The following is a 19,139-nucleotide window of genomic DNA, read 5'->3' on the forward strand; positions in this document are numbered from 1 at the left end:
TCAGCTTTCATATCCCCAGAGCGCAGGTATGTTCAGCCACTCCAGATGAAGCGGTTCGACTTGCTCGACGGGGCGCAGATCTTCATTGCGTGTATCACGGGGCAAGGCACTGAGGCAGAGATTGCCTTGGCTGCTGGTGACTGCCCATGCCTCGGGAAAACCCGTGAGCCCGTTACGGCGGGTGATCAGCGCGACCTCGTTGTTCTGCAGGCGCACAAAGCAGCCGGGCGGGTCAGGCGTCAACACTTGGATAAGCGCTTCCACCAGTGCCATCTCGCAGATGCTGCCGACACTCTCTGCCCGGAGCAATTGCATGGCTTGCGCAGGGCTGAATCGGTCGCGATAGGCGCGCTTGGTAATCATCGCCGTGTAGCGCTCAGCCAGCGACAGGATGAGCGCTTCGGCAACAATCTCTGATTCCTGCAGGCCCTGTGGATAGCCACTGCCCGTGCCACGCTCGTGATGCTGCTCGACGATCTGGATCCATTGGGCGTTGCTTATCCCACATCCACGGATGGCCTGGGCACTCAATTGAGGATGACGGTTTATCACCGCCCGTTGCTCGGAACTCAATACCATCGGTGCGTTATTGAGACGATCCTGGTGCCGCAGCACCGCAACGTTGGCGGTCAGCGAAGCGGCCATCAACGCAATGAACCTCGGTGGGTCGAGCTTCAGGTGGCGCGCGATCAGGTTGCAGAGAATGCTATGGAACAGCGTCTGTTCATGGGCGGAAGGTTGCAGCGAATAGATATAGATCAACGCGAGACAGGCGTCTGCGTCGCTGGCGCACATTCGGTCGATAATTTTCGCCAGACCCAACACCTGACTCTCCGCGTCGGGCTGCTGGCGGGTAATAAGGTCAAGCACCGTTCCGAGCTTTTCCAGCACAGGGCCATACTCAGCGAACGGGTTGATTCGACTCATCGCAGGCTTCGGTTCCAGCGCTCTGGCCGTATCGTCCACGCTCACCCGAACGTGGAACATTCCCCGCACCAATAAACGTTCTAACTGACTCGCCGAGGTAATAACGAAGCCTTGGTTGAGCAGCAGCGTGCGATGCACGTCATAAATCGGCCACGGCAATGGTTTGTTGAGCTTTACATGACCAGCAGTAATAGGCACGAGTGTCGAACCGGCTGCAGGAGCGTCGATATCCATGTAACCATCTCTACTCAGTTGGCATTCATCGAAAACGCGTATCGCAGAATGCGAGCGTTAAAGATGAGACTATCCAACATCAATGTGATGTTTTTGATATCGATATGCCATCATCGAATTAGAGCAATAAATATTTCTCAGGTTGACCGATAGTATCCATAAGCACTCAATTGATAGACCTTGATTATTGAATCAGCCAACCGTGTAACGTTCAGCTGGCGCGCTGTCATGGCGGCGTAATACGAACATGATCGCCAGGCTCAATACCCCCATCAGCGCGGCGGCGCACAGCAGAACCATACTGTGCGACGTACTGAAAGCCGCTTGCCCAGCGGCTATCAACTGCTGCTCCTGCTCCCCGCCGAGCGCTCTCGCCGAGATCATGGTTTCGCCAATCGATCGGGTTGCACCTTCGGCCATCGCTGCAGGAATATCGTCTGGCAGACGGATTGATCGCTCGTAAGTGGATACCAGAAGGATACCGAATGCGGTGATCCCCAGCCCTGAACCGAGGTCGTAGCTGGTCGCTTCAAGCGCTCCGGCTGAGCCAGCCTTTTCCACGGGCGTGCTGCTCATGATTGCCACCGAAGATGCAGTCAAGCCAACGCTCAGTGACAGTCCCAAGGCAGCCAGCATCAGAACAACACTGACGCCGCCGTTATCCAGGCCTGTGAGCGCCAGCCCGATAAGGCTTGCGGCAGACACCAGCAGGGAACAACTCGCCACCCATCTCAAGCCGACGGCACCAAGAATCATGCCCGAGAGTGGTCCACCGATTGCGGAGGCAACCATTAACGGCAACATGAATATTCCTGCCTCAAGCGGCGTGCGGCCGAGGACAAACTGCAGCTCCTGGGCCAGCATCAGTTCGACTCCGGCCAGCGCCCCCATCACCACGATGGCCATGGTCACTCCCGCGCTGATTGCCGGTATCGCAAAGAGGCTCAGATCAAGCATGGGATCAGGCGCGCGAAGCTGTTTTCGAACGAACCAGAACAGCATCAATAGCCCGAACGAAAAGCAGGCAATGGTTACAACAAAAGAACCGTCTGTCTTAAAGGCTGATTTAAGGGCATACACGCTGGCCATGATGCCGAGGATCAACATCACCGCTTGCCCGATTGTCCAGCTGCCGCCTGCGACGACAGCTCGTCGCGGGATGTAGACGACGACTAACGGAACGACCACAAGCATGACCGGCACGTTGACCAGGAAAACCGCGCCCCACCAGAAATGCTCAAGCAGCGCCCCACCCGCAAGCGGGCCAATCGCCGCTCCAGCAGAGGCGACCGCGCCCCATGTACCGAGCGCTATCGCTCGCTCGCCCTCGTCGGCAAAAGTCTGTCGGACGATGGCCAGGGTGCACGGCATGACCATCGCAGCGCCGGCCGCCATGAACGCACGCGCTCCGATCAGCGCGGCAGCACTGGGTGCAAGTGCGGCCAGAATCGATCCTGTGCAGAAGATGGCCAGTCCGATCAGTAGCATGCGCCGATGACCAACCCGATCAGCGAGCGTGCCCATGGGAATCAGCAAACTGGCCATCAGCAGCGGATAGACGTCGATGATCCACAGCACTTCATTGCCAGTCGCCTGCAATGCCAGGGTGAGCGAAGGAACCGCAACGTGCAGAATGGTCACGTCGAGGACAATCGGCAGAAAAGCCATCATGACCGACATTAAAACCATCCAGCGATTTGGCGCACTGCGAGACAAGATAGGTCAGCCTTTTCAGCGAAGCATTAATTCATGGTCAGCTTGAGCTTTGGACGCTTTACCCGGCCTCACCCTTTCCACGATCCCCATGACCATGACGAAAAACACCGGCACGAAAACCACCGCCAGGGTCGCTGTCAGCATGCCGCCGATCACGCCGGTACCGATGGCCTGCTGACTGGCCGAACTTGCCCCAGAGGCGAAGACCAGTGGAAACACGCCGAGAATGAATGCCAGCGACGTCATGATGATCGGGCGTAAACGCAAGCGTGCAGCTTGAATGCTGGCCTCGACACGGCCCATGCCTTGATCGTGCAGACTCTTGGCAAATTCGATGATCAGGATCGCGTTCTTGGCCGACAGACCGATGATGGTGATCAGCCCCACTTTGAAAAACACATCATTGGGCATGCCGCGCAACGTCACCGCCAGCACTGCGCCGATGATTCCCAACGGCACCACCAGCAAAACCGCTGCCGGGATCGCCCAACTTTCATACAGAGCCGCCAGACACAAGAACACCACCAGCAGCGACAGACCGAGCAGCAGCGGCGCCTGGCCACCGGATATGCTTTCCTGCAACGACAAGCCCGTCCACTGCAAGGCGAAGCCGGATGGCAGCCCGGAAGCCAGACGCTCCATTTCCTCCATGGCCTCGCCCGTACTGTGACCCGGCGACGGCTCACCAGAAAGGCTCACAGAAGGATAACCGTTGTAACGATTGAGCTGCGCCGGCCCTCTCGACCAATTGACTTTGGCGAATGCCGACACCGGCACCATGCGTCCCTGACTGTTTTTAACTTCCAGACGCAACAAATCATCAACCTGCTGCCGACGATCACCCTCGCTCTGCACAATCACTTGCTGCATGCGGCCAAGATTCGGGAAGTCATTGACGTAGGCCGAACCCAGCGACGTGGACAGCACGTTGGCAATCGCGGCGAACGAAACGCCCATGGCATTGGCCTGCTGTCGATCCACCTCGATGTTGACTTGAGGTGTTTCAGCCAACGCGGCTTCGCGCACATTTTGCAGGATCGGGCTTTCGCCGACTTTGCTCAGCAGATCGTCACGGGCCTGGCGCAAGGCGGCATAACCTTGCCCACTGCGATCCTGCAAGCGCACTTCAAAACCACTCGACGTGCCCAGACCTTCTACCGGAGGCGGCAATAGGCTAAACACCATGGCATCCTTGAACGCGAAAAATACCGCGCTGGCACGATCCGCAATGAATTGTGCCGAGTCGTGTACTTCTCGTTCAGACCAGTCTTTCAACGTAGTGAACGCAAGCGCGGCGTTTTGCCCGCTACCGGAAAAACCGAAACCGAGAATCATCACGGTATTGGCAATACCGGGTTCCTGCGCGTTGTGCGCCTCGATCTGTCTGGCGATTTCGATGGTGCGGCTCTGGCTGGCGCCAGGCGGCAACTGAACATCAGTGATGGTGTAACCCTGATCCTCAACGGGCAGAAACGAAGACGGCAGACGAGTAAATAACAGTCCCATGATGCCCACCAGTACCAGGAACACCAGCATATAGCGGCCCAACTGGCGTACCGCTTTGCTCACCCAGCCTTCATAGCCGTCGCTCATTCGCTCGAAACGACGGTTGAACCAGCCAAAAAAGCCTTTCTTCTCGTGATGCGAATTTGCCGGAATCGGCTTGAGCAAGGTTGCGCACAGGGCCGGCGTCAGGCTCAGGGCAAGGAACGCGGAGAACACGATGGAAACCGCCATTGAAATCGAGAACTGCTGATAGATCACGCCGACGGATCCCGACATGAAGGCCATCGGAATGAATACAGCGGTCAGTACCAGCGTGATGCCGATGATTGCGCTGCTGATTTCGGTCATGGCCTTGCGCGTGGCGTCTTTGGGGGACAAGCCTTCCTGCACCATGAGCCTTTCGACGTTTTCCACGACGACAATCGCGTCATCCACCAGAATACCGATGGCCAATACCATGCCGAACAGCGTCAGCACGTTGATGGAAAAGCCGAGCACATACATGACAGCGAACGTACCCATCAAGGCAACGGGCACTACAAGGGCGGGAATCAGTGTGTAACGAATGTTCTGCAGGAACACGAACATCACGATGAACACCAGCACCATGGCCTCAAGCAGGGTGTGAATAACCTTGGTGATCGAGACTTTCACGAAAGGCGACGTATCGTAAGGGATGTCGTATTTGACTCCAGCTGGAAAATACTTCGTCAGCTCGTCGAGCTTTTCCCGCACACGGGTGGCGGTGCTCATCGCGTTACCCGCCGGGGCCAGTTGCACACCCAGGGCAACCGATGCCTCGCCGTTAAGGCGCGTTGCAAAGTTGTAGCTCTGGCCACCGACTTCAACCCGCGCCACGTCGCCAACGGTCACGTTGGAGCCGTTCGGATTGGCCTTGAGTACGATTTCGGCAAACTCTTCAGGGCTGCTCAGCTGGCCTTTGACCACTACCGTGGCCGTCAGCTCTTGATCCGTGGAAGACGGCAAATCGCCGATACTCCCGGCCGAGACCTGAACGTTCTGCTCGGAAATAGCCTGGCTGACATCAGCGGGTGTCAGGTTGAAAGCCACGAGCTTTTGCGGATCGATCCAGATACGCATGGCGCGTTCGGAACCAAACAACTGCGCCTTGCCCACACCATCAAGCCGCTTGAGTTCGTTGACCACGTTACGCGTCAGGTAATCGCTCAGGGCGATTTCATCCAGTCGCCCATCCGTTGAGGTCAACGTCGCAATCATCAGGAAGCCGGCAGAAGTTTCCTCAATCTGCAAACCCTGCTGGCTTACCGCACGCGGAAGGCGCGGCTCGACGACTTTCAGCCGGTTCTGCACGTCAACCTTGGCCAGCTCGGGATCAGTCCCCGGTTGAAAGGTTACGGTCATGGTGGCTTGGCCTTGACTGCTGCTGGAGCTGAAATACAGCAGGTGATTGACACCGTTGAGCTCCTGCTCGATCAGGCTCACCACGCTTTCGTCGATGGTCTGGGCAGACGCACCGGGATACGTCGCGGTCAACTCGATTTGTGGCGGTGCAACGCTGGGGTACTGGGCGACAGGCAGCTTCGGTATAGCCAACAGGCCCGCGAGGACAATAAACAGCGCAATGACCCAGGCAAATACCGGCCGGTCGATAAAAAACTGCGGCATTAATTCTGCTCCTGGGCAGGGGCTTGGACACTCGCCTCTTCGGCGGTCACCGAAATGCCCGGCTGCACATGCTGCAAACCAGACACCACCACACGATCACCGGCGTTGAGGCCGGCCTTCACGATCCAGCGGTTGTGCTGTACGCCGCCCAGTTCAATGGCACGTTCCCGGGTTTTTCCCTCTGCGTCGACAATCAGCACCAGGGCCTTGCCCGCTGCATCACGCTGTACGGCTCGCTGAGCAATAGTGATGCCCTCTGCGGCGCGGGCCTGATCCAGCTTTACCCGAATGAAACTGCCAGGCAGCAACTCACTGTGCGGGTTGGGGAACTCGCTGCGCAGGACGATCTGGCCGGTGCTTTGATCAACCGTCAGGTCGGAAAACAGCAGCTTGCCTTGCAGTGGATAAGGACTGCCATCCTCTTGAATCAGCGTCGCGGTAATCTGACCCTGGTCAAGTTGCTGCACCTGGCCTTGGCGTAACGAACCGCGCAACTCGCTGATCTGACGGGTGGACTGATTGATATCGGCGTAGATGGGTTGTAACTGCTGAATGGTCGCCAGCGCAGTAGCGTCGCCCTGCCCGACCAATGCGCCTTCGGTAACCAGCGCCTTGCTGATGCGCCCGGCAATCGGCGCGGTCACGGTGGCGTAACCAAGGTTCAGGCGCGCGCGTTTGAGGGCCGCCCTGGTCGACGCCACATCCGCCTGTGCTTGCAGAAAACCAGCGCGCGCGTTCTCGGCTTCCTGTCGACTCACGGCGTTGATCTTCACCAATTCTGCATAACGATCGGTCTGTAGTCGGGTTTGATACTGGTTGGCTTCGGCCTTGCGCAAGGCCGCCTCCGCACTGTCGACATCGGCCTGGAAGGGCGCGGAATCGATGCGGAAGAGCACATCACCTTGCTTGACGTCAGTGCCTTCGCGATAAACCCGCTGCAACACGATGCCAGCCACCCGCGCGCGGACTTCAGCAGTGCGCGGTGAGACCAGGCGGCCATTGAGCTCTGTGGTTATCGTCAGGTCTTGCGTCTTGACCGTTTCCACGCTCACTTGCGGCGGCGGCATGTCTTGCGGCGCCGGCGGCGCACCGCAGGCACTCAACCCGGCAAAACCGACACACAGCAGCACACGGCATGGATCGAGACGAAAAAAAGACGGCATGATGGCGTTCCCCAAAAGATCACGCCATGCTAGAGACACTCTCTGAAGCGCATGTAAACAAGTGTTGGGAAGATGTGAAGAAGTGTTAAGGCTTCGTACCAACACGACATGCCTTGGTTATGCTGCTCACTTTGCGAAACGGCCCGAAGAATGATCAGGATAATGCTTGTCGAGGATGACGCGGCGCTGTCTGAGCTGATTGCCAGCTACCTGCAGCGCTTCGAATACGAAGTGGCGGTGATCAACCGTGGCGACCAGGCGGTTGCAGGCATGCATCGGTTGCGACCCGACCTGGTCATTCTCGATCTGATGCTGCCGGGGCTGGATGGCCTGCATGTATGTCGGCAGTTGCGGGACGAAAGGCCTGCATTGCCAATCATCATGCTCACTGCCCGTGACCAGAGCGACGACCAGATACTTGGCCTGGAAACCGGCGCGGATGATTACGTCGCCAAACCCTGCGAACCGCGAGTGCTGCTGGCACGGATTCGCACTTTATTGCGACGCAGCACATCCGCCGCCACCCAGCGCAACGATCCTCGGCAAATCGTGCTGGGCCAGCTCATCATCGACTTGACCGAGCGCCAGGTGCGCTGGCGCCAGCAGGACGTGGACCTGTCGTCCGGCGAATACAATCTGCTTCTGGTGCTTGCAACTCACGTGGGCGAAGTCTTGAGTCGCGACCAGTTGATCCAGCAGCTGCGCGGCATCGAATTCAACGGGATTGACCGCTCGGTGGACGTTGCCATTTCCAAGCTGCGCCGCAAATTCGAAGATGACCCAGGCGAACCGCGCAAGATCAAAACCGTGTGGGGCAAGGGTTATTTGTTGAGCCGTTCCGAGTGGGATGAATAGCCCGCGCCCCTTGCGCGATGGGCTTCCCTTCCGACTTCAATAGTTGATCAATCACCATGTTCAAAATGCTCGCTCGGCTGTACCTGATCATGCTGGTGACCTATGGCGTTGCGCTCTACACGGTTCCGGGGCTGGTATTGAGCCTGTTCGACGAGCGCACCGTCACTTACAACCAACAGCAGGCCAAGGGCACCTTGCGGCTGATCCAGGTGCGTTTCAGTCAAACACCGCAAGATGGCTGGCCGGAACTGGAGCGGGAGCTGCAAGCAGACTTCGCGCCCCTGCAGCTCAGGGTCATCTCGCTGGCAGACTCCAGCCTGACCGAGAGTGAACGCGAGGAACTCAAACAAGGCAGGAATGCCGTGCGCAGCGGCTACTTCGGCGAGTTGGGAACCGCGCTGACACGACTTCCCGGTGATCATGTGATCGAACTGGTGTCGCCGGACCCACCGGTCGACATCAATATCATCTACTGGCTGATGAACATTCTGGTTGGCGCAGCGCTGCTCGCTTGCCTGCTGATCTGGGTATGGCCGCACTGGCGTGATCTCCAACGGCTCAAGCGCACTGCAATGACACTGGGTAACGGCAACCTGGCAGAACGAACCCGGATTTCGCCGCGCTCGAACATTGGCGAGCTGGCCCAGGTGTTCGACAAAATGGCTCAGGACATTGAAGGATTGCTCAATCAGCAACAGGAGCTTTTGAACGCGGTCTCCCACGAACTGCGCACACCATTGTCAAGGCTGGAGTTCGGGATGGCACTGGTCATGGCCGACCCGCTGGAGGCGCAAACCAGGCTGCGCCTCGAACAGATGCTCGGACATGTTCGGGAGCTGGACACCTTGATCGACGAGCTGCTCTCTTACACTCGCCTGCAATCACCGTATCAGCGCCCGGAGGTACAAGAGGTGCCGATGCAGGCTTACCTCGACAGCGTGCTGGGCGGATTTATCGACGAACAGGAAAGCCGACAATTCACCTTAATCCTGCAGTTGGAAAATACACCCGAGCGCTTCGCGCTTGACCCACGCCTGACCGCGCGCGCAATACAGAATCTCATCAACAACGCGATTCGCTATTGTGAACGGCAGGTTCGGGTCATTGCGCGGACTCGCCCCGACAGCGGCCTCATATTGAGTATCGAGGACGACGGCATCGGGATACCTGTCGATGAGCGGGAGCGCGTCTTCGAACCCTTTTATCGCATGGACAGAAGCCGGGATCGCGACACCGGAGGCTTCGGCCTGGGCTTGGCGATCAGTCGGCGGGCCATGGAATGCCAGGGTGGCAGTGTCGTCGTCAGCTCATCGCCACTTGGCGGCGCCAGATTTGAGCTATTTTTGCCGCTCGCCAACACACCACGCAGCTAAACCTTCACCACTTCTCCATGGCTGATTATCCAGCGGATCATGCGGGTCAAAGGGATGCGATGGTGGCGAACCGAACACCAGGCAGCCTGTTCGTTTCCGTACAGTTCGATGTAGCGGCTGAGCATGACGTGGCTGCCGTCGTCGGCGAGGCGCAGTTCGATTTCCCGGCAGTGCAATGACGCCTGGTTGGGGGCTCGCGTTCTGCGGTGCAGGACAAGTACGTCGTTTCTATTCGTCATCGGACTCACCGCCGGGGCAGCTCGCGAGGGGCTGGACGACGCTGCCTTTCTTGCCTTCCAGCACAAAGTTGGCGCGCTTCTGGGCCACGGTGTCACGCAGTGCCAGGTAATAATCCGGTTGTTTGCGCAATTGGTCAGTGACCGGCAAGAGTCCGGCACGGCCATCGACAATGCCACCGACAGTATTGATGGTCCCCAAGGTGTTGACGGTGTCGCTGTTGCTGCCCAGCGGGTCAACCGCGAAGCTCAGCACTTTGCCGGTCGCATCCCTGAGGTTGCTGGTGCCGAATAAAGGCAGTTCGACGATAGGCCCGCTGGCGATGTTCCACACGCCAAAGGTCTGACCGAAGTCGGCCTTGTGGCGCTCGATGCCCATCTTGCCGGAGACGTCGATCAAACCGACGATGCCTGCGGTGGTGTTGATCACGAACCGGCCGAAGGTGGCGACTGAACGTTCGCCATTGCCTTGCAGCAGGTCGTTGATGAAGACCTTGGGCTCGCCGAAGTTGGCGACGAAGTTGTGAATGCCCGCCTGGAAAAAGTCCGGCAAATGCAGATAACCACGGGCAACCGGCGCCAACGCATAATCGTCGACAGTGCGATTAAACGCGAAGATGCCGCGGTTGACTGGCTCGGCCGGATCATGAAGGGTGTAGCTCACGTTATCGCAGGGGCCCCCCGGCGCAGTAGGCGCGCTGGCACAACCGCTGGCGAGCACTGCGACAAAACCGGCAAGCGTGGAGCGAACAACAGGTGAAGCGCATTTAATGATTGGCATGCAAGGCATCTCGACAAGAACTGCCGGCGATCCTGCCTGCGCTTTTTTGCCTGAAGATTTCTGCTTTATGCCGCGCGTGTAGTTTTGTTACCGAGTTGAAATCTGTGACCTCACGTCGGGCGCGATTTTAGCTACGCACTTGCCGAGTCATCCCGACAGCGAGCCGGCACAAATTGGGATGTGTCCGGGCAGATTTCTACGCCGGCAAGGCTCGACCCCTATCCCAACTGTCGCTCGACAGGCACGCTTCTCGTGCTGATTTCATCCCCTGTATGCAGCGTGGTGACCGTTTCAATCAGCACGATCCCGCATTCGTCCAACGCCACTGGATTGTGCCTGACGCCTCTGGGGATGACGCAAAATTCACCAGGCTGGAGAACGAGCTCCCGATCCTCCAGCTGAATTTTGAGAGTTCCATAAACCACCATGAACATCTCATCTTCATTCGTATGGGAATGCCACATCAGCTCACCTTTGAGCTTGGCAACCTTGATGTACTGATCGTTGACCTGACCGATGACCTGTGGCGACCAGTATTGGCTGATCCTGGCCAAGGCCGACTCGATGTTTGTGGTATGACCGCTGAGAATCATGAGCAGGACTCCGTAAAAGGGATCGTCAATTTACTTTGGAGGGATGACGGGCGATATCGAATGTTTATAATGAGGTCATTAGGAATTGTAATGGCCTGCACAATGTCCAGATCCCGCACCATCGACTTGGCCCTGATCCGCACATTCGTCGCGGTTGCACAGACCGGCAGCATCAGCGCCGCCGCACGTCAGTTGCATCTCACTCAAGGCGGAATCAGCCAGCAGGTCAAGCGGCTGGAGTTGTTTTTCGACTGCCTGTTGCTGGACCGCGATCCTCAAGGAACGCAGCTGACCGACCGTGGCGCGGATTTTCTGCCCAAAGCCCGCCGCCTGCTTGAGCTCAACGATAGCGTGTGCGAGGAAATGATCGGGCGGGACATCAGAGAAACCGTGCGGGTTGGCGTGCCCTACGACATGGCCGGAGCGCATTTCGCCCCCATTCTGAAAGCCTTTGCACACCGCCATCAAAACGTAGAGGTCACTATTTTGACCGGCTCTTCAGTCGATCTGAGGCAGGATTTTTCCAGAGGCCTTGTTGATCTGACCATCAGTCAATGCCCTGAGAGTGAGGCCGTTGGTGAGCGCCTCAGCCTGGAACCGTTGATATGGATCGGCACGGCGGACGACCTGTTTCGACGAAGGCCATTGCCTGTGTGCTTCGTGACGCCAACCTGCACGTTTCGCCGTACGGTTTTTTCACTGCTGGGCCAGGCGCACATCAGTTGGCGGGTGGTATTCGAAAATGCCTCGGTGGAGGCCACGCTTGCCACTGTACGCAGCGGCCTGGCCCTGACGCCATGGTTACGCTCGCTTGTACCCGGAGATCTCCGGGAGCTGGGAGTCGATTCCGGGCTACCCTTGTTGCCGGACTTCGCCATCGAGCTTCACGTCTCGCAAAGCGCATGCGACGGGGCATTGAATATGGCGGAGGTTATTCGACAGCATTATTGCCAGGAAAAATCCATCGTCAGCGCAGGGTTGAAAGGAAGATAGCCACCAGAAGCTAATTAGCCCTAAGCTGGTCAATCTCCTATATCGCTGCTTGCGATTGTATGGAGGTTCGGAGCTTTTCTATTATTGAGGTATCTCGATGCCGGGACGCAGAGAGAGAGAAGAAAAACAACAATCGCCAGATGCTTCCGCAGAACCTTTGACGTTAGGTTTGGGCGGCGCTGCGGACGGATTTCGCCTGACGGTGTGTTTCATTGCGCTGGTGATCGTCACCTTCCTGGCCGTCGAGGGGTGGAGAGCATGGAGAGATTACCGCCAGGCTTTTTCTGTAGCTCACGACTCGGCCTCCAATCTGGCACGCGCTACGGCTCAGCATGCTGAGGATGCAGTCAGACAGGTTGATCTTCTGACTGCAGCACTCGGTGAACGCGTAGAGGGCGATGGCATCGCGAATATCAACGTGCCCCGTATACACGCACTGATGATTCAGCAAGCCAGAATCATGCCCCAGCTCCACGGTCTGTTCATTTACGGCCCGGATGGCCACTGGATCGTTACTGATAAGCCTGTCAATCCTGAAGCGGCGAACAACGCCGACCGAGACTATTTCATCTATCACCGCACCCATAAAGATCAAAACGTCCGGATTGGCAAGGTCGTCAATAGTCGCTCAACCGGCGAACCCATCATTCCCATCTCTCGTCGTCTGGACAACCCCGACGGATCGTTCGCGGGTGTCCTGCTGGGTACCATTAAAGTCAGCTACTTCGTCGATTATTACGGCGACTTCAAAATCGATGACAAAGGCGCGCTGGTCTTGACCATGCGTGACGGCACGATCCTGGTGCGGCGTCCGTACAATGCGGCGGTCATTGGCCAGAGCCTCGCCGAGAGCGAGATATTCAAGACCTACCTTCCCCATTCCGACCAGGGTGTTGCGGAGGTCAAAGCCGTGATTGATGGCACCTATCGCCTCTACGGCTATCGCGCGTTAAGCAGTTACCCTCTGGTAGTCGAAGCAGGTCTGTCGAGAGAATCCTTTGTCGGGCCGTGGCGTCGTGATTTGATCAAAACCGGCATAGTCCTGCTGGTCCTGGTTACGGGTTTGGCTGTTTTTGGCTTCGTAGTGCTCGGGCACTTACGACAACGGACAGTAATGGAGCGTGAAATCCGGCGAGTCCATCAAACCGTCCGAAACATGGCACTTACAGACAGCCTGACGGGCCTCGGCAATCGCCGGATGCTGGATCTGGTACTGGCCAAGGAAATCAGCCGCGCCAGGCGTGAGGGAAAGGGGCTGGCCTTGATCATGCTGGACGTCGACTATTTCAAACGCTTCAACGACAAATATGGACACTCCGCAGGTGACGACTGTTTACGTCAAGTCGCCGAGGCCATCCGGCGGTCCCTCAAGCGACCCGCAGACCTGGCAGTCCGATATGGTGGTGAAGAATTCACAGTGCTGCTACCCGACACCGACAGCAATGGAGCCTATCGGGTAGCGCAGAGGATTTTGGACAGCATTCGCCTGCTGGAGATTGAGCACAGCGATCACCCACTCGGGAGTGTCACCGCCAGCGGCGGCGTTGCTACCCTGCTGCCCGGTTCCGAAGACGCTACAGCCGACGGTCTCATCAAGGCTGCCGACGCCTTTCTCTATGCAGCAAAAAGCAAGGGTCGCAATCGATGGGTTGCAGCCGACTGTGACAGTCTGGAAGAACCTGTTCTGGATAGCAGATCCGATTGACTCGCCGGAGTCAGCAATGACGCGATACGCATTCAATAAGGCGTGCCGCTCGCTCGTTGACGCCGTAGCGCCTGTGCATACCATTCAAACTCATCCAGAAAACCATTCATTTGCTTGGTTGTGCGTTCCTCTTTGGGCTGCCCGTCATCGCTCAAGGCGTCAGCAATACGAGGAATGGCAAACAGGCTGGGAATGCTCGGCATGCCCAATTCCCCCAGGATCATCCGTAACTGCATGGCCGCCCGCACGCCCCCATACCCGCCAGCTGAATAACAGGCTATAGCTGAAGGCCGCCAGAAATATTCCTCCAGAAAATGATCAAGCAAATTTTTCAACGCTGGCGGAACCCCGTGATTGTATTCGGCACTTACCAAGAGAAAACCATCGGCTCGACGGTAAAGCGTAGCCAGCTGCTCCAGTTCGGCCGGTGCCGAGCCTTTCGGGTATTCCTTATACATACGGTCTAGCAGGGGCAAGCGAGTCACCATGGGGTCAACCAGCACCGCCTCATGGCCGCGCTCCTCAAGCGCCGCCAACAGCAGGCGCGCAGCTTTTATCCCTTGACGGTCGGAACGCACCGAGCCGAGCAACACGGCGATGGTAAGCCGTTCGGAGTGGGTCATTATCGGGCTCCTGGATAATCGGGTCTATCGAGAATAGCCGCCGATTGTGAGAACGGAGCACAAACCGGGCGCAATCAGTTCTGCCCCGCTATGGGACATCATCGACATAGGGCGAGCATCCCGGCCTATGCTTATCTCGCCTTTAGTCTCGACTGCGTGTGTCGGCCAATAAAGCGCAGAACCGGCGCAACCGCGCCCAGCCATACTCAACCGCGACGGGCACCGACGGTTAGTTCGATGATCCAGGCTTCAGGTATTCATCAACCTCTGTGAGCAACCATTCGGAAAAATCATGTTGCCGCGATTTGGCGCGCTCCTGATTGGGCACTACGAGCCAATATGGATAAGGGTAAGGCACCGTAAACTCCGTAAGTTGTACCAACTCACCTTGCACAATAGCGTCATGCACAAGGCTGCGGCGCTCCAGCGCAATACCCTGGCCAAGGCTGACCGCCCGCAGCACGAGGTTGGAGTCATTGCTGCATAGCCCCACTCGCGGCACATCTGCGTCCAGACCCGCTGCGCGGCACCACGGCTGCCACGACTCCATGCTGGAAATGATTTTGCTCTTGATGATCTCCTCTGGCGTTCGCGGAAGGTCCCCACCGTTGAAATGTGGAGCGGCTACAACGAGGCTTTCGTCATGGAACAGCAACCGACTCTCCATGCCCTCCCAATCCCCTCGTCCCATACGGATGCCCAGGTCTACAGATTCCTTATGCAGACCGGACACCGCCAGACCGGCCTGCAATCGAACACTGACATCAGGATGCAGTGCCAGGAAACGCGGTATGCGAGGCACAAGCCAGCTGCATCCGAACGATGGCAGAACAGCAACGACCAACTCGCTCGACTTGGGTTGCGCCTTGATCAACCGCGTTGCTTCGGCAATGTCACCGAGCGCTTCGCGAATCTGCAGGGCGTACAACCGCCCATCTTCGCTGACCCGAAGCCCTCGCCCTTCGCGCACGAACAAGGTGATCCCAATTGTCTGTTCAAGCACTTTGATCTGCTGGCTGATGGCCGAGTGGGTGACATGCAGTTCTCTGGCCGCCGCATTCACGCTACCCAATCTTGCCACCGCTTCAAAACTGCGCAGGCAGGTCGCGGGAGGAATGTTGAACATGTAAGAAATACTTACCTATTTTGATAAAAATTGCCGATATTTTAGTCAGTAATGGCGAGTTAATGTAAGGCATTGTAAACAGCGGATCATACGAGACGGAGAGTAGCAAATGAAGCTTTGGGGCATGCTGGATTCACCCTATGTTCGCCGAGTCGCCATTTCCCTGGACTTGTTCGGGATCGAATTCGAACATGAGCCTTTGTCCGTGTTCAGCACGTTCGAGGCGTTTGCCCAGATCAATCCTGTGGTCAAAGCGCCGACACTGTCGCTCGACGACGGTACGGTGCTGATGGATTCGACGCTGATCATTGACTACTTCGAAGCTACCAGTGCCGCAGCCGCCAAGCTGTTGCCGCAGCAACCACAGGCTCTGGGCACGGCCCTGCGTACCGTCGGGCTGGCATTGGCGGCCTGCGAAAAAGCCGTGCAAGTGGTCTACGAGCACAAGCTGCGACCCGCGCAAAAACTGCACCAGCCTTGGGTGGAGCGCATCACCCGGCAACTGCTGGCTGCTTGTCATGAGCTGGAAACACAGATCACCACAGCACAACCGCCGCGTGATTCTCGGCCGGATCAGGCGGCGATCAGCACTGCGGTTGCATGGTCGTTCATTCAGTTGATGGTGCCCGACCTCGTCAAGTCCGAGGACTTCCCGGCGATCCGCGCATTTGCCGAGGGTCTGGAACAGACTGAACTGTTTCGACGCTATCCCATCGCTTGAATACTGGCAGCGTCCCGGCTGAATCCGCGTCGGATATGGCCGGGAATCAAGGCCGGCTCCAATTGTTCGTTACTTCGTCCGGACTCAAGCCAGCAGCTCGGTGATCCACCTGACATGCCGGGCGACTTCCAGCACTTTCTCCTCGGGCACGGCCTGCTGCGCCCGGGCGAACTGAGCCAGAGTCCGCTGCTTCAGGCGCAGCATGCGCTGCCACTTGAACAGGAACGCCGGGCTGCGTGTCTGTATCTGCAGCGGGCCGAAATACAGTTCTTCGGCGGTGTACACCACCGGCCCGGCGCGCTCGGCGACGATGAGCTCGTAGTCGAAGCGGTTTTCCCGCAGCACTTCCTCACAGAGGATGCGGTAATCATTCTCCATCAGCCATTGACGCAGTGGCTGCTCGCCGCCATTGGGCTGCAGGATCAGGCGCTCCTGGCCGCTCAGGCGCGCCTTGCCGCTGTCAAGAATGTCGCGGATCGTCTCGCCACCCATGCCGCAGATGCTGATCGCGGTGATCCCGTCTCCGGCCTCGATCGCCGCCAAGCCGTTGGCCAGGCGCACGGTGATTCGCTGGTCAAGGCCGCTCTCGTGCACGGTGCGTTGCGCCGCGTGGAATGGCGTCAATGCCACCTCGCCTGCCACCGCCGCCGCGATGATGCCTCGGTGCATTAACGCCACCGGCAGATAGCCGTGATCCGAGCCAATATCGGCCAGCCGCGCGCCGGCTGGCACATGCGCGGCCACACGCTCCAGGCGCCTGGACAATGTCTGTTGGTTCAACTGCTGCCCCTTTTCGCCACGAACGCCCGGCAACTCTGGCCGGATCGGGGGGCGATTCTGGCGAGCAACGCCGTGTATTTCAAGCCTGACGCCCTCCTCCTGGTGCCTTGAAAAGCAGTACCAACGCCACGATCACCGACAGGGCAACCGTCGCCGCTCCCGCGAGATACACCGAAGCTACCCCTGCCACAGCCGCCAAGACGCCAAGACGCCAGCCAGCGGAATGCTGATCCCCAGCGAGATATCCAGGAAGGCAACGTACGCGCCCATTGCCAGACTGCGCGACTGCGGTGGTGCACGTTTTATCGCCTCGACCCCAAAACCGGGAAACGCCAGTGAATACCCGAAGCCGGTCAATGCCGCTCCCAGATAAGCCATAAAGGGGGAACCCGCTCCCCAGATCAGCAACTGGCCCGCCGCTTCAATGATCACGCAGATCAGCGCCACCCTGGCGCCACCGATCCTGTCTGGCAGGTGCCCGAAGAAAATGCGCGCGCCGATAAACGCCAGGCCAAAGGCAGTGAACGCCAACGATGCATTGCCCCAGTCTTTGGAGGCGAACAGCAACGCAATGAAAGCGGTAATCACGCCAAACCCGACGCTGGAAAACGCCAGCCCCAGGCCGGGCACCCAAACCGCGCTCAATACCCTGAAAAACGAGGTTCGCCGCTGGCTGGTTGGCGCAACGCCTTGTGCCCCCGCCACGATGGCAAACGCCAGCAGGGGAATCACTATCGTGGCCACTGCAATCCCGCTAAACCCCCATTGGGCATTGACCACTACTCCGAGGGGCGCTCCCAGCGCAAAAGCGGCGTACATCGCGATGCCAATCCAGGCCATGACCTTGCCAGCGTTCTGCGGCCCCACCAACCCGACGCCCCAGCCCATGGAGCCGGTCACAATCAGGCTTTCGCCCAGCGCCAGTACCACGCGCCCTGCGAGCAAAACCCACACCGAAATCACCGGCATGTCCACAAACGCCAGCGACGCCAGATAGAGCAATCCAGAACTTGCCGCGACCAGAATCCCGGTGAGCATGGCGCGCTTGGCCCCACGCATATCGGCAAAGTTTCCGGCCCAGGACCGCGACAACAGCGCCGCAGCGAACTGCGCACCGATCACCAGACCGACCACCAGCGTGTCCATGCCTAAGGTGTTGTGCAGGTGCAGCGGCAGCACCGGCAGCTGCAAACCGATAATAAGAAAGCTGACAAAAACGGCGGCCGCAATGGGCAGCAACTTGAGCAGCACCTTGATAACTGAAGGTGCCAATACCGCAGAAGCCGAAGAAAGCTCGCTGCTTGGTTGTGTCATGGGAAGCGTCCTTTCAGAGGGTGAAATAGTCGGGTTGATCAAGATGCGTCAGCAGGTCAGGGGGTGCAGTAAGGGTGTTCATGGTCGCTTCCCGTTGCAAGGTTGAGCCCGGCAAGGCGCCGGGCTAATATGCGACTAATTCGTCGCATTAAAATTATGCGAGCAATTCGTCACATTCGCTATTCGCATTAGCACCGAGGCAGGAACGCCCCATGACCATTCGCCAGACCTCGCAGATTTCCTCACGCAAACAGCCCAAACAGGCGCGATCAACCGAGCTGGTCGCGACCATCCTCGAAGCGGCTATTCAGGTTTTGGCCAAGGAAGGTGCGGCGCGTTTCACCACGGCCCGCGTTGCAGAAAAGGCCGGCGTCAGCATCGGGTCGGTGTATCAATACTTCCCCAACAAGGCCGCCATTCTGTTTCGACTGCAGAGCGATGAATGGCAGCAAACCACGCAAATGCTCTGCGCGATCCTCAGTGATATGGGCAAGCCGCCCCTTGAGCGGCTGCGGACGCTGGTGCACGCCTTTATTCATTCGGAGTGCGAAGAAGCGCAGATGCGGGTTGCATTGAATGACGCCGCGCCGCTGTACCGGGACGCACCCGAAGCGCATGAGGTTCGAGCGACGGGGGAGCAGATTTTTCAAACTTTCATGCTTGAATTGCTCCCGGAGGTCCCCGAAACAACCCGCGCCCTGGCCCGCGATTTGATTTCCACGACCTTCAGTACGGTGGGAAAGGACTTCTCGGAAAGTCCTCGTAGTGCCGCCGAGATTACTGCCTACGCTGATGCCATGGCCGATATGTTCAGCGCCTATGTGACGGTGCTTAATCGACGCTAAG

The 19,139-nt window shown here is 58.1% G+C and carries 17 protein-coding genes; 6 read left to right on the forward strand and 11 right to left on the reverse strand.

All coding sequences use genetic code 11. The features are described from left to right. The 4 genes from ACP7E4_RS01455 to ACP7E4_RS01470 all read right to left on the reverse strand — a co-directional run bounded on the left by ACP7E4_RS01455 (position 1) and on the right by ACP7E4_RS01470 (position 7,193). Positions 1 to 1,161 carry an HD-GYP domain-containing protein gene (locus ACP7E4_RS01455; RefSeq protein WP_426110975.1) on the reverse strand — a complete coding sequence of 387 codons (1,161 nt, stop codon included), beginning with the start codon at positions 1,159 to 1,161 and terminating at the stop codon, positions 1 to 3. A gap of 192 nt (positions 1,162 to 1,353) precedes the next feature. After that, entirely contained in the window at positions 1,354 to 2,841 is a 1,488-nt protein-coding gene (locus ACP7E4_RS01460) for an MFS transporter (RefSeq protein WP_426110977.1), read from the reverse strand. 51 nt (positions 2,842 to 2,892) lie between these two features. Continuing rightward, positions 2,893 to 6,030 (reverse strand): multidrug efflux RND transporter permease subunit, encoded by a 3,138-nt coding sequence (locus ACP7E4_RS01465; RefSeq protein ID WP_426110979.1) that lies wholly within the window; start codon positions 6,028 to 6,030, stop codon positions 2,893 to 2,895. Beyond that, a complete protein-coding gene (locus ACP7E4_RS01470) occupies positions 6,030 to 7,193 on the reverse strand; it encodes an efflux RND transporter periplasmic adaptor subunit (protein ID WP_426110981.1) in 1,164 nt (387 codons plus the stop codon). Before ACP7E4_RS01470 ends, ACP7E4_RS01465 begins: the two co-directional genes overlap by 1 nt. Positions 7,194 to 7,343: 150 nt before the next feature. On the opposite strand from ACP7E4_RS01470, the gene ACP7E4_RS01475 reads away from it, so the two are divergent. Next, the gene (locus ACP7E4_RS01475) at positions 7,344 to 8,048 is read left to right on the forward strand and encodes a response regulator (RefSeq protein ID WP_426110983.1); all 705 of its coding nucleotides are present in this window, start codon (positions 7,344 to 7,346) and stop codon (positions 8,046 to 8,048) included. Positions 8,049 to 8,104: 56 nt separating this feature from the next. Further along, a complete protein-coding gene (locus tag ACP7E4_RS01480; protein ID WP_426110985.1) occupies positions 8,105 to 9,421 on the forward strand; it encodes an ATP-binding protein in 1,317 nt (438 codons plus the stop codon). Here ACP7E4_RS01480 and ACP7E4_RS01485 read toward each other — a convergent pair. From ACP7E4_RS01485 to ACP7E4_RS01495, 3 genes are all read right to left on the reverse strand, one after another. Beyond that, positions 9,418 to 9,660 carry a hypothetical protein gene (locus ACP7E4_RS01485; RefSeq protein ID WP_426110987.1) on the reverse strand — a complete coding sequence of 81 codons (243 nt, stop codon included), beginning with the start codon at positions 9,658 to 9,660 and terminating at the stop codon, positions 9,418 to 9,420. The genes ACP7E4_RS01480 and ACP7E4_RS01485 overlap by 4 nt on opposite strands. Further along, positions 9,650 to 10,438: an MlaA family lipoprotein gene (locus ACP7E4_RS01490; RefSeq protein WP_426110989.1), complete on the reverse strand. Its 789-nt coding sequence runs from the start codon at positions 10,436 to 10,438 to the stop codon at positions 9,650 to 9,652. Before ACP7E4_RS01490 ends, ACP7E4_RS01485 begins: the two co-directional genes overlap by 11 nt. A 218-nt stretch (positions 10,439 to 10,656) precedes the next feature. Continuing rightward, positions 10,657 to 11,031 (reverse strand): cupin domain-containing protein, encoded by a 375-nt coding sequence (locus ACP7E4_RS01495; RefSeq protein WP_426110991.1) that lies wholly within the window; start codon positions 11,029 to 11,031, stop codon positions 10,657 to 10,659. 90 nt (positions 11,032 to 11,121) lie between these two features. Here ACP7E4_RS01495 and ACP7E4_RS01500 point away from each other — a divergent pair, with 90 nt between their 5' ends. Both ACP7E4_RS01500 and ACP7E4_RS01505 read left to right on the forward strand, forming a co-directional pair. Then, the gene (locus ACP7E4_RS01500) at positions 11,122 to 12,024 is read left to right on the forward strand and encodes a LysR family transcriptional regulator (RefSeq protein WP_426110993.1); all 903 of its coding nucleotides are present in this window, start codon (positions 11,122 to 11,124) and stop codon (positions 12,022 to 12,024) included. A gap of 97 nt (positions 12,025 to 12,121) precedes the next feature. Continuing rightward, positions 12,122 to 13,729, forward strand: a complete 1,608-nt coding sequence (locus ACP7E4_RS01505) for a sensor domain-containing diguanylate cyclase (RefSeq protein ID WP_426110995.1) — start codon at positions 12,122 to 12,124, stop codon at positions 13,727 to 13,729. Between the two features lie 32 nt (positions 13,730 to 13,761). Here the strand turns inward: ACP7E4_RS01505 and ACP7E4_RS01510 are convergent, their stop codons facing one another. After that, positions 13,762 to 14,352, reverse strand: coding sequence for an NADPH-dependent FMN reductase (locus tag ACP7E4_RS01510; RefSeq protein ID WP_426110997.1), 591 nt, complete (start codon positions 14,350 to 14,352; stop codon positions 13,762 to 13,764). A 229-nt stretch (positions 14,353 to 14,581) separates the two neighbouring features. Further along, on the reverse strand, positions 14,582 to 15,478 hold the full coding sequence (locus tag ACP7E4_RS01515) for a LysR substrate-binding domain-containing protein (protein ID WP_426110999.1): 897 nt from the start codon (positions 15,476 to 15,478) through the stop codon (positions 14,582 to 14,584). A gap of 109 nt (positions 15,479 to 15,587) precedes the next feature. Between ACP7E4_RS01515 and ACP7E4_RS01520 the strand changes: the two genes are divergently transcribed. After that, on the forward strand, positions 15,588 to 16,199 hold the full coding sequence (locus tag ACP7E4_RS01520; protein WP_426111001.1) for a glutathione S-transferase: 612 nt from the start codon (positions 15,588 to 15,590) through the stop codon (positions 16,197 to 16,199). A gap of 84 nt (positions 16,200 to 16,283) precedes the next feature. Here the strand turns inward: ACP7E4_RS01520 and ACP7E4_RS01525 are convergent, their stop codons facing one another. Further along, a complete protein-coding gene (locus ACP7E4_RS01525; protein WP_426111003.1) occupies positions 16,284 to 16,979 on the reverse strand; it encodes a tRNA (adenine(22)-N(1))-methyltransferase in 696 nt (231 codons plus the stop codon). Between the two features lie 177 nt (positions 16,980 to 17,156). After that, complete coding sequence (locus ACP7E4_RS01530) at positions 17,157 to 18,293, reverse strand: arabinose transporter (RefSeq protein WP_426111005.1); 1,137 nt, start codon at positions 18,291 to 18,293, stop codon at positions 17,157 to 17,159. A gap of 212 nt (positions 18,294 to 18,505) precedes the next feature. On the opposite strand from ACP7E4_RS01530, the gene ACP7E4_RS01535 reads away from it, so the two are divergent. Further along, positions 18,506 to 19,138 carry a TetR family transcriptional regulator gene (locus ACP7E4_RS01535; protein WP_426111007.1) on the forward strand — a complete coding sequence of 211 codons (633 nt, stop codon included), beginning with the start codon at positions 18,506 to 18,508 and terminating at the stop codon, positions 19,136 to 19,138. Position 19,139 lies beyond the last annotated feature (1 nt).

This window comes from Pseudomonas sp. DSP3-2-3, assembly GCF_049898225.1.
GTDB lineage: Bacteria > Pseudomonadota > Gammaproteobacteria > Pseudomonadales > Pseudomonadaceae > Aquipseudomonas.

Coding starts and splice junctions, on each gene's coding strand:
- ACP7E4_RS01455 (WP_426110975.1), bottom strand. CDS start 1,161: ATGGATATCGACGCTCCTGCAGCCGGTTCGACACTCGTGCCTATTACT.
- ACP7E4_RS01460 (WP_426110977.1), bottom strand. CDS start 2,841: ATGTCGGTCATGATGGCTTTTCTGCCGATTGTCCTCGACGTGACCATT.
- ACP7E4_RS01465 (WP_426110979.1), bottom strand. CDS start 6,030: ATGCCGCAGTTTTTTATCGACCGGCCGGTATTTGCCTGGGTCATTGCG.
- ACP7E4_RS01470 (WP_426110981.1), bottom strand. CDS start 7,193: ATGCCGTCTTTTTTTCGTCTCGATCCATGCCGTGTGCTGCTGTGTGTC.
- ACP7E4_RS01475 (WP_426110983.1), top strand. CDS start 7,344: ATGATCAGGATAATGCTTGTCGAGGATGACGCGGCGCTGTCTGAGCTG.
- ACP7E4_RS01480 (WP_426110985.1), top strand. CDS start 8,105: ATGTTCAAAATGCTCGCTCGGCTGTACCTGATCATGCTGGTGACCTAT.
- ACP7E4_RS01485 (WP_426110987.1), bottom strand. CDS start 9,660: ATGACGAATAGAAACGACGTACTTGTCCTGCACCGCAGAACGCGAGCC.
- ACP7E4_RS01490 (WP_426110989.1), bottom strand. CDS start 10,438: ATGCCAATCATTAAATGCGCTTCACCTGTTGTTCGCTCCACGCTTGCC.
- ACP7E4_RS01495 (WP_426110991.1), bottom strand. CDS start 11,031: ATGATTCTCAGCGGTCATACCACAAACATCGAGTCGGCCTTGGCCAGG.
- ACP7E4_RS01500 (WP_426110993.1), top strand. CDS start 11,122: ATGGCCTGCACAATGTCCAGATCCCGCACCATCGACTTGGCCCTGATC.
- ACP7E4_RS01505 (WP_426110995.1), top strand. CDS start 12,122: ATGCCGGGACGCAGAGAGAGAGAAGAAAAACAACAATCGCCAGATGCT.
- ACP7E4_RS01510 (WP_426110997.1), bottom strand. CDS start 14,352: ATGACCCACTCCGAACGGCTTACCATCGCCGTGTTGCTCGGCTCGGTG.
- ACP7E4_RS01515 (WP_426110999.1), bottom strand. CDS start 15,478: ATGTTCAACATTCCTCCCGCGACCTGCCTGCGCAGTTTTGAAGCGGTG.
- ACP7E4_RS01520 (WP_426111001.1), top strand. CDS start 15,588: ATGAAGCTTTGGGGCATGCTGGATTCACCCTATGTTCGCCGAGTCGCC.
- ACP7E4_RS01530 (WP_426111005.1), bottom strand. CDS start 18,293: ATGACACAACCAAGCAGCGAGCTTTCTTCGGCTTCTGCGGTATTGGCA.
- ACP7E4_RS01535 (WP_426111007.1), top strand. CDS start 18,506: ATGACCATTCGCCAGACCTCGCAGATTTCCTCACGCAAACAGCCCAAA.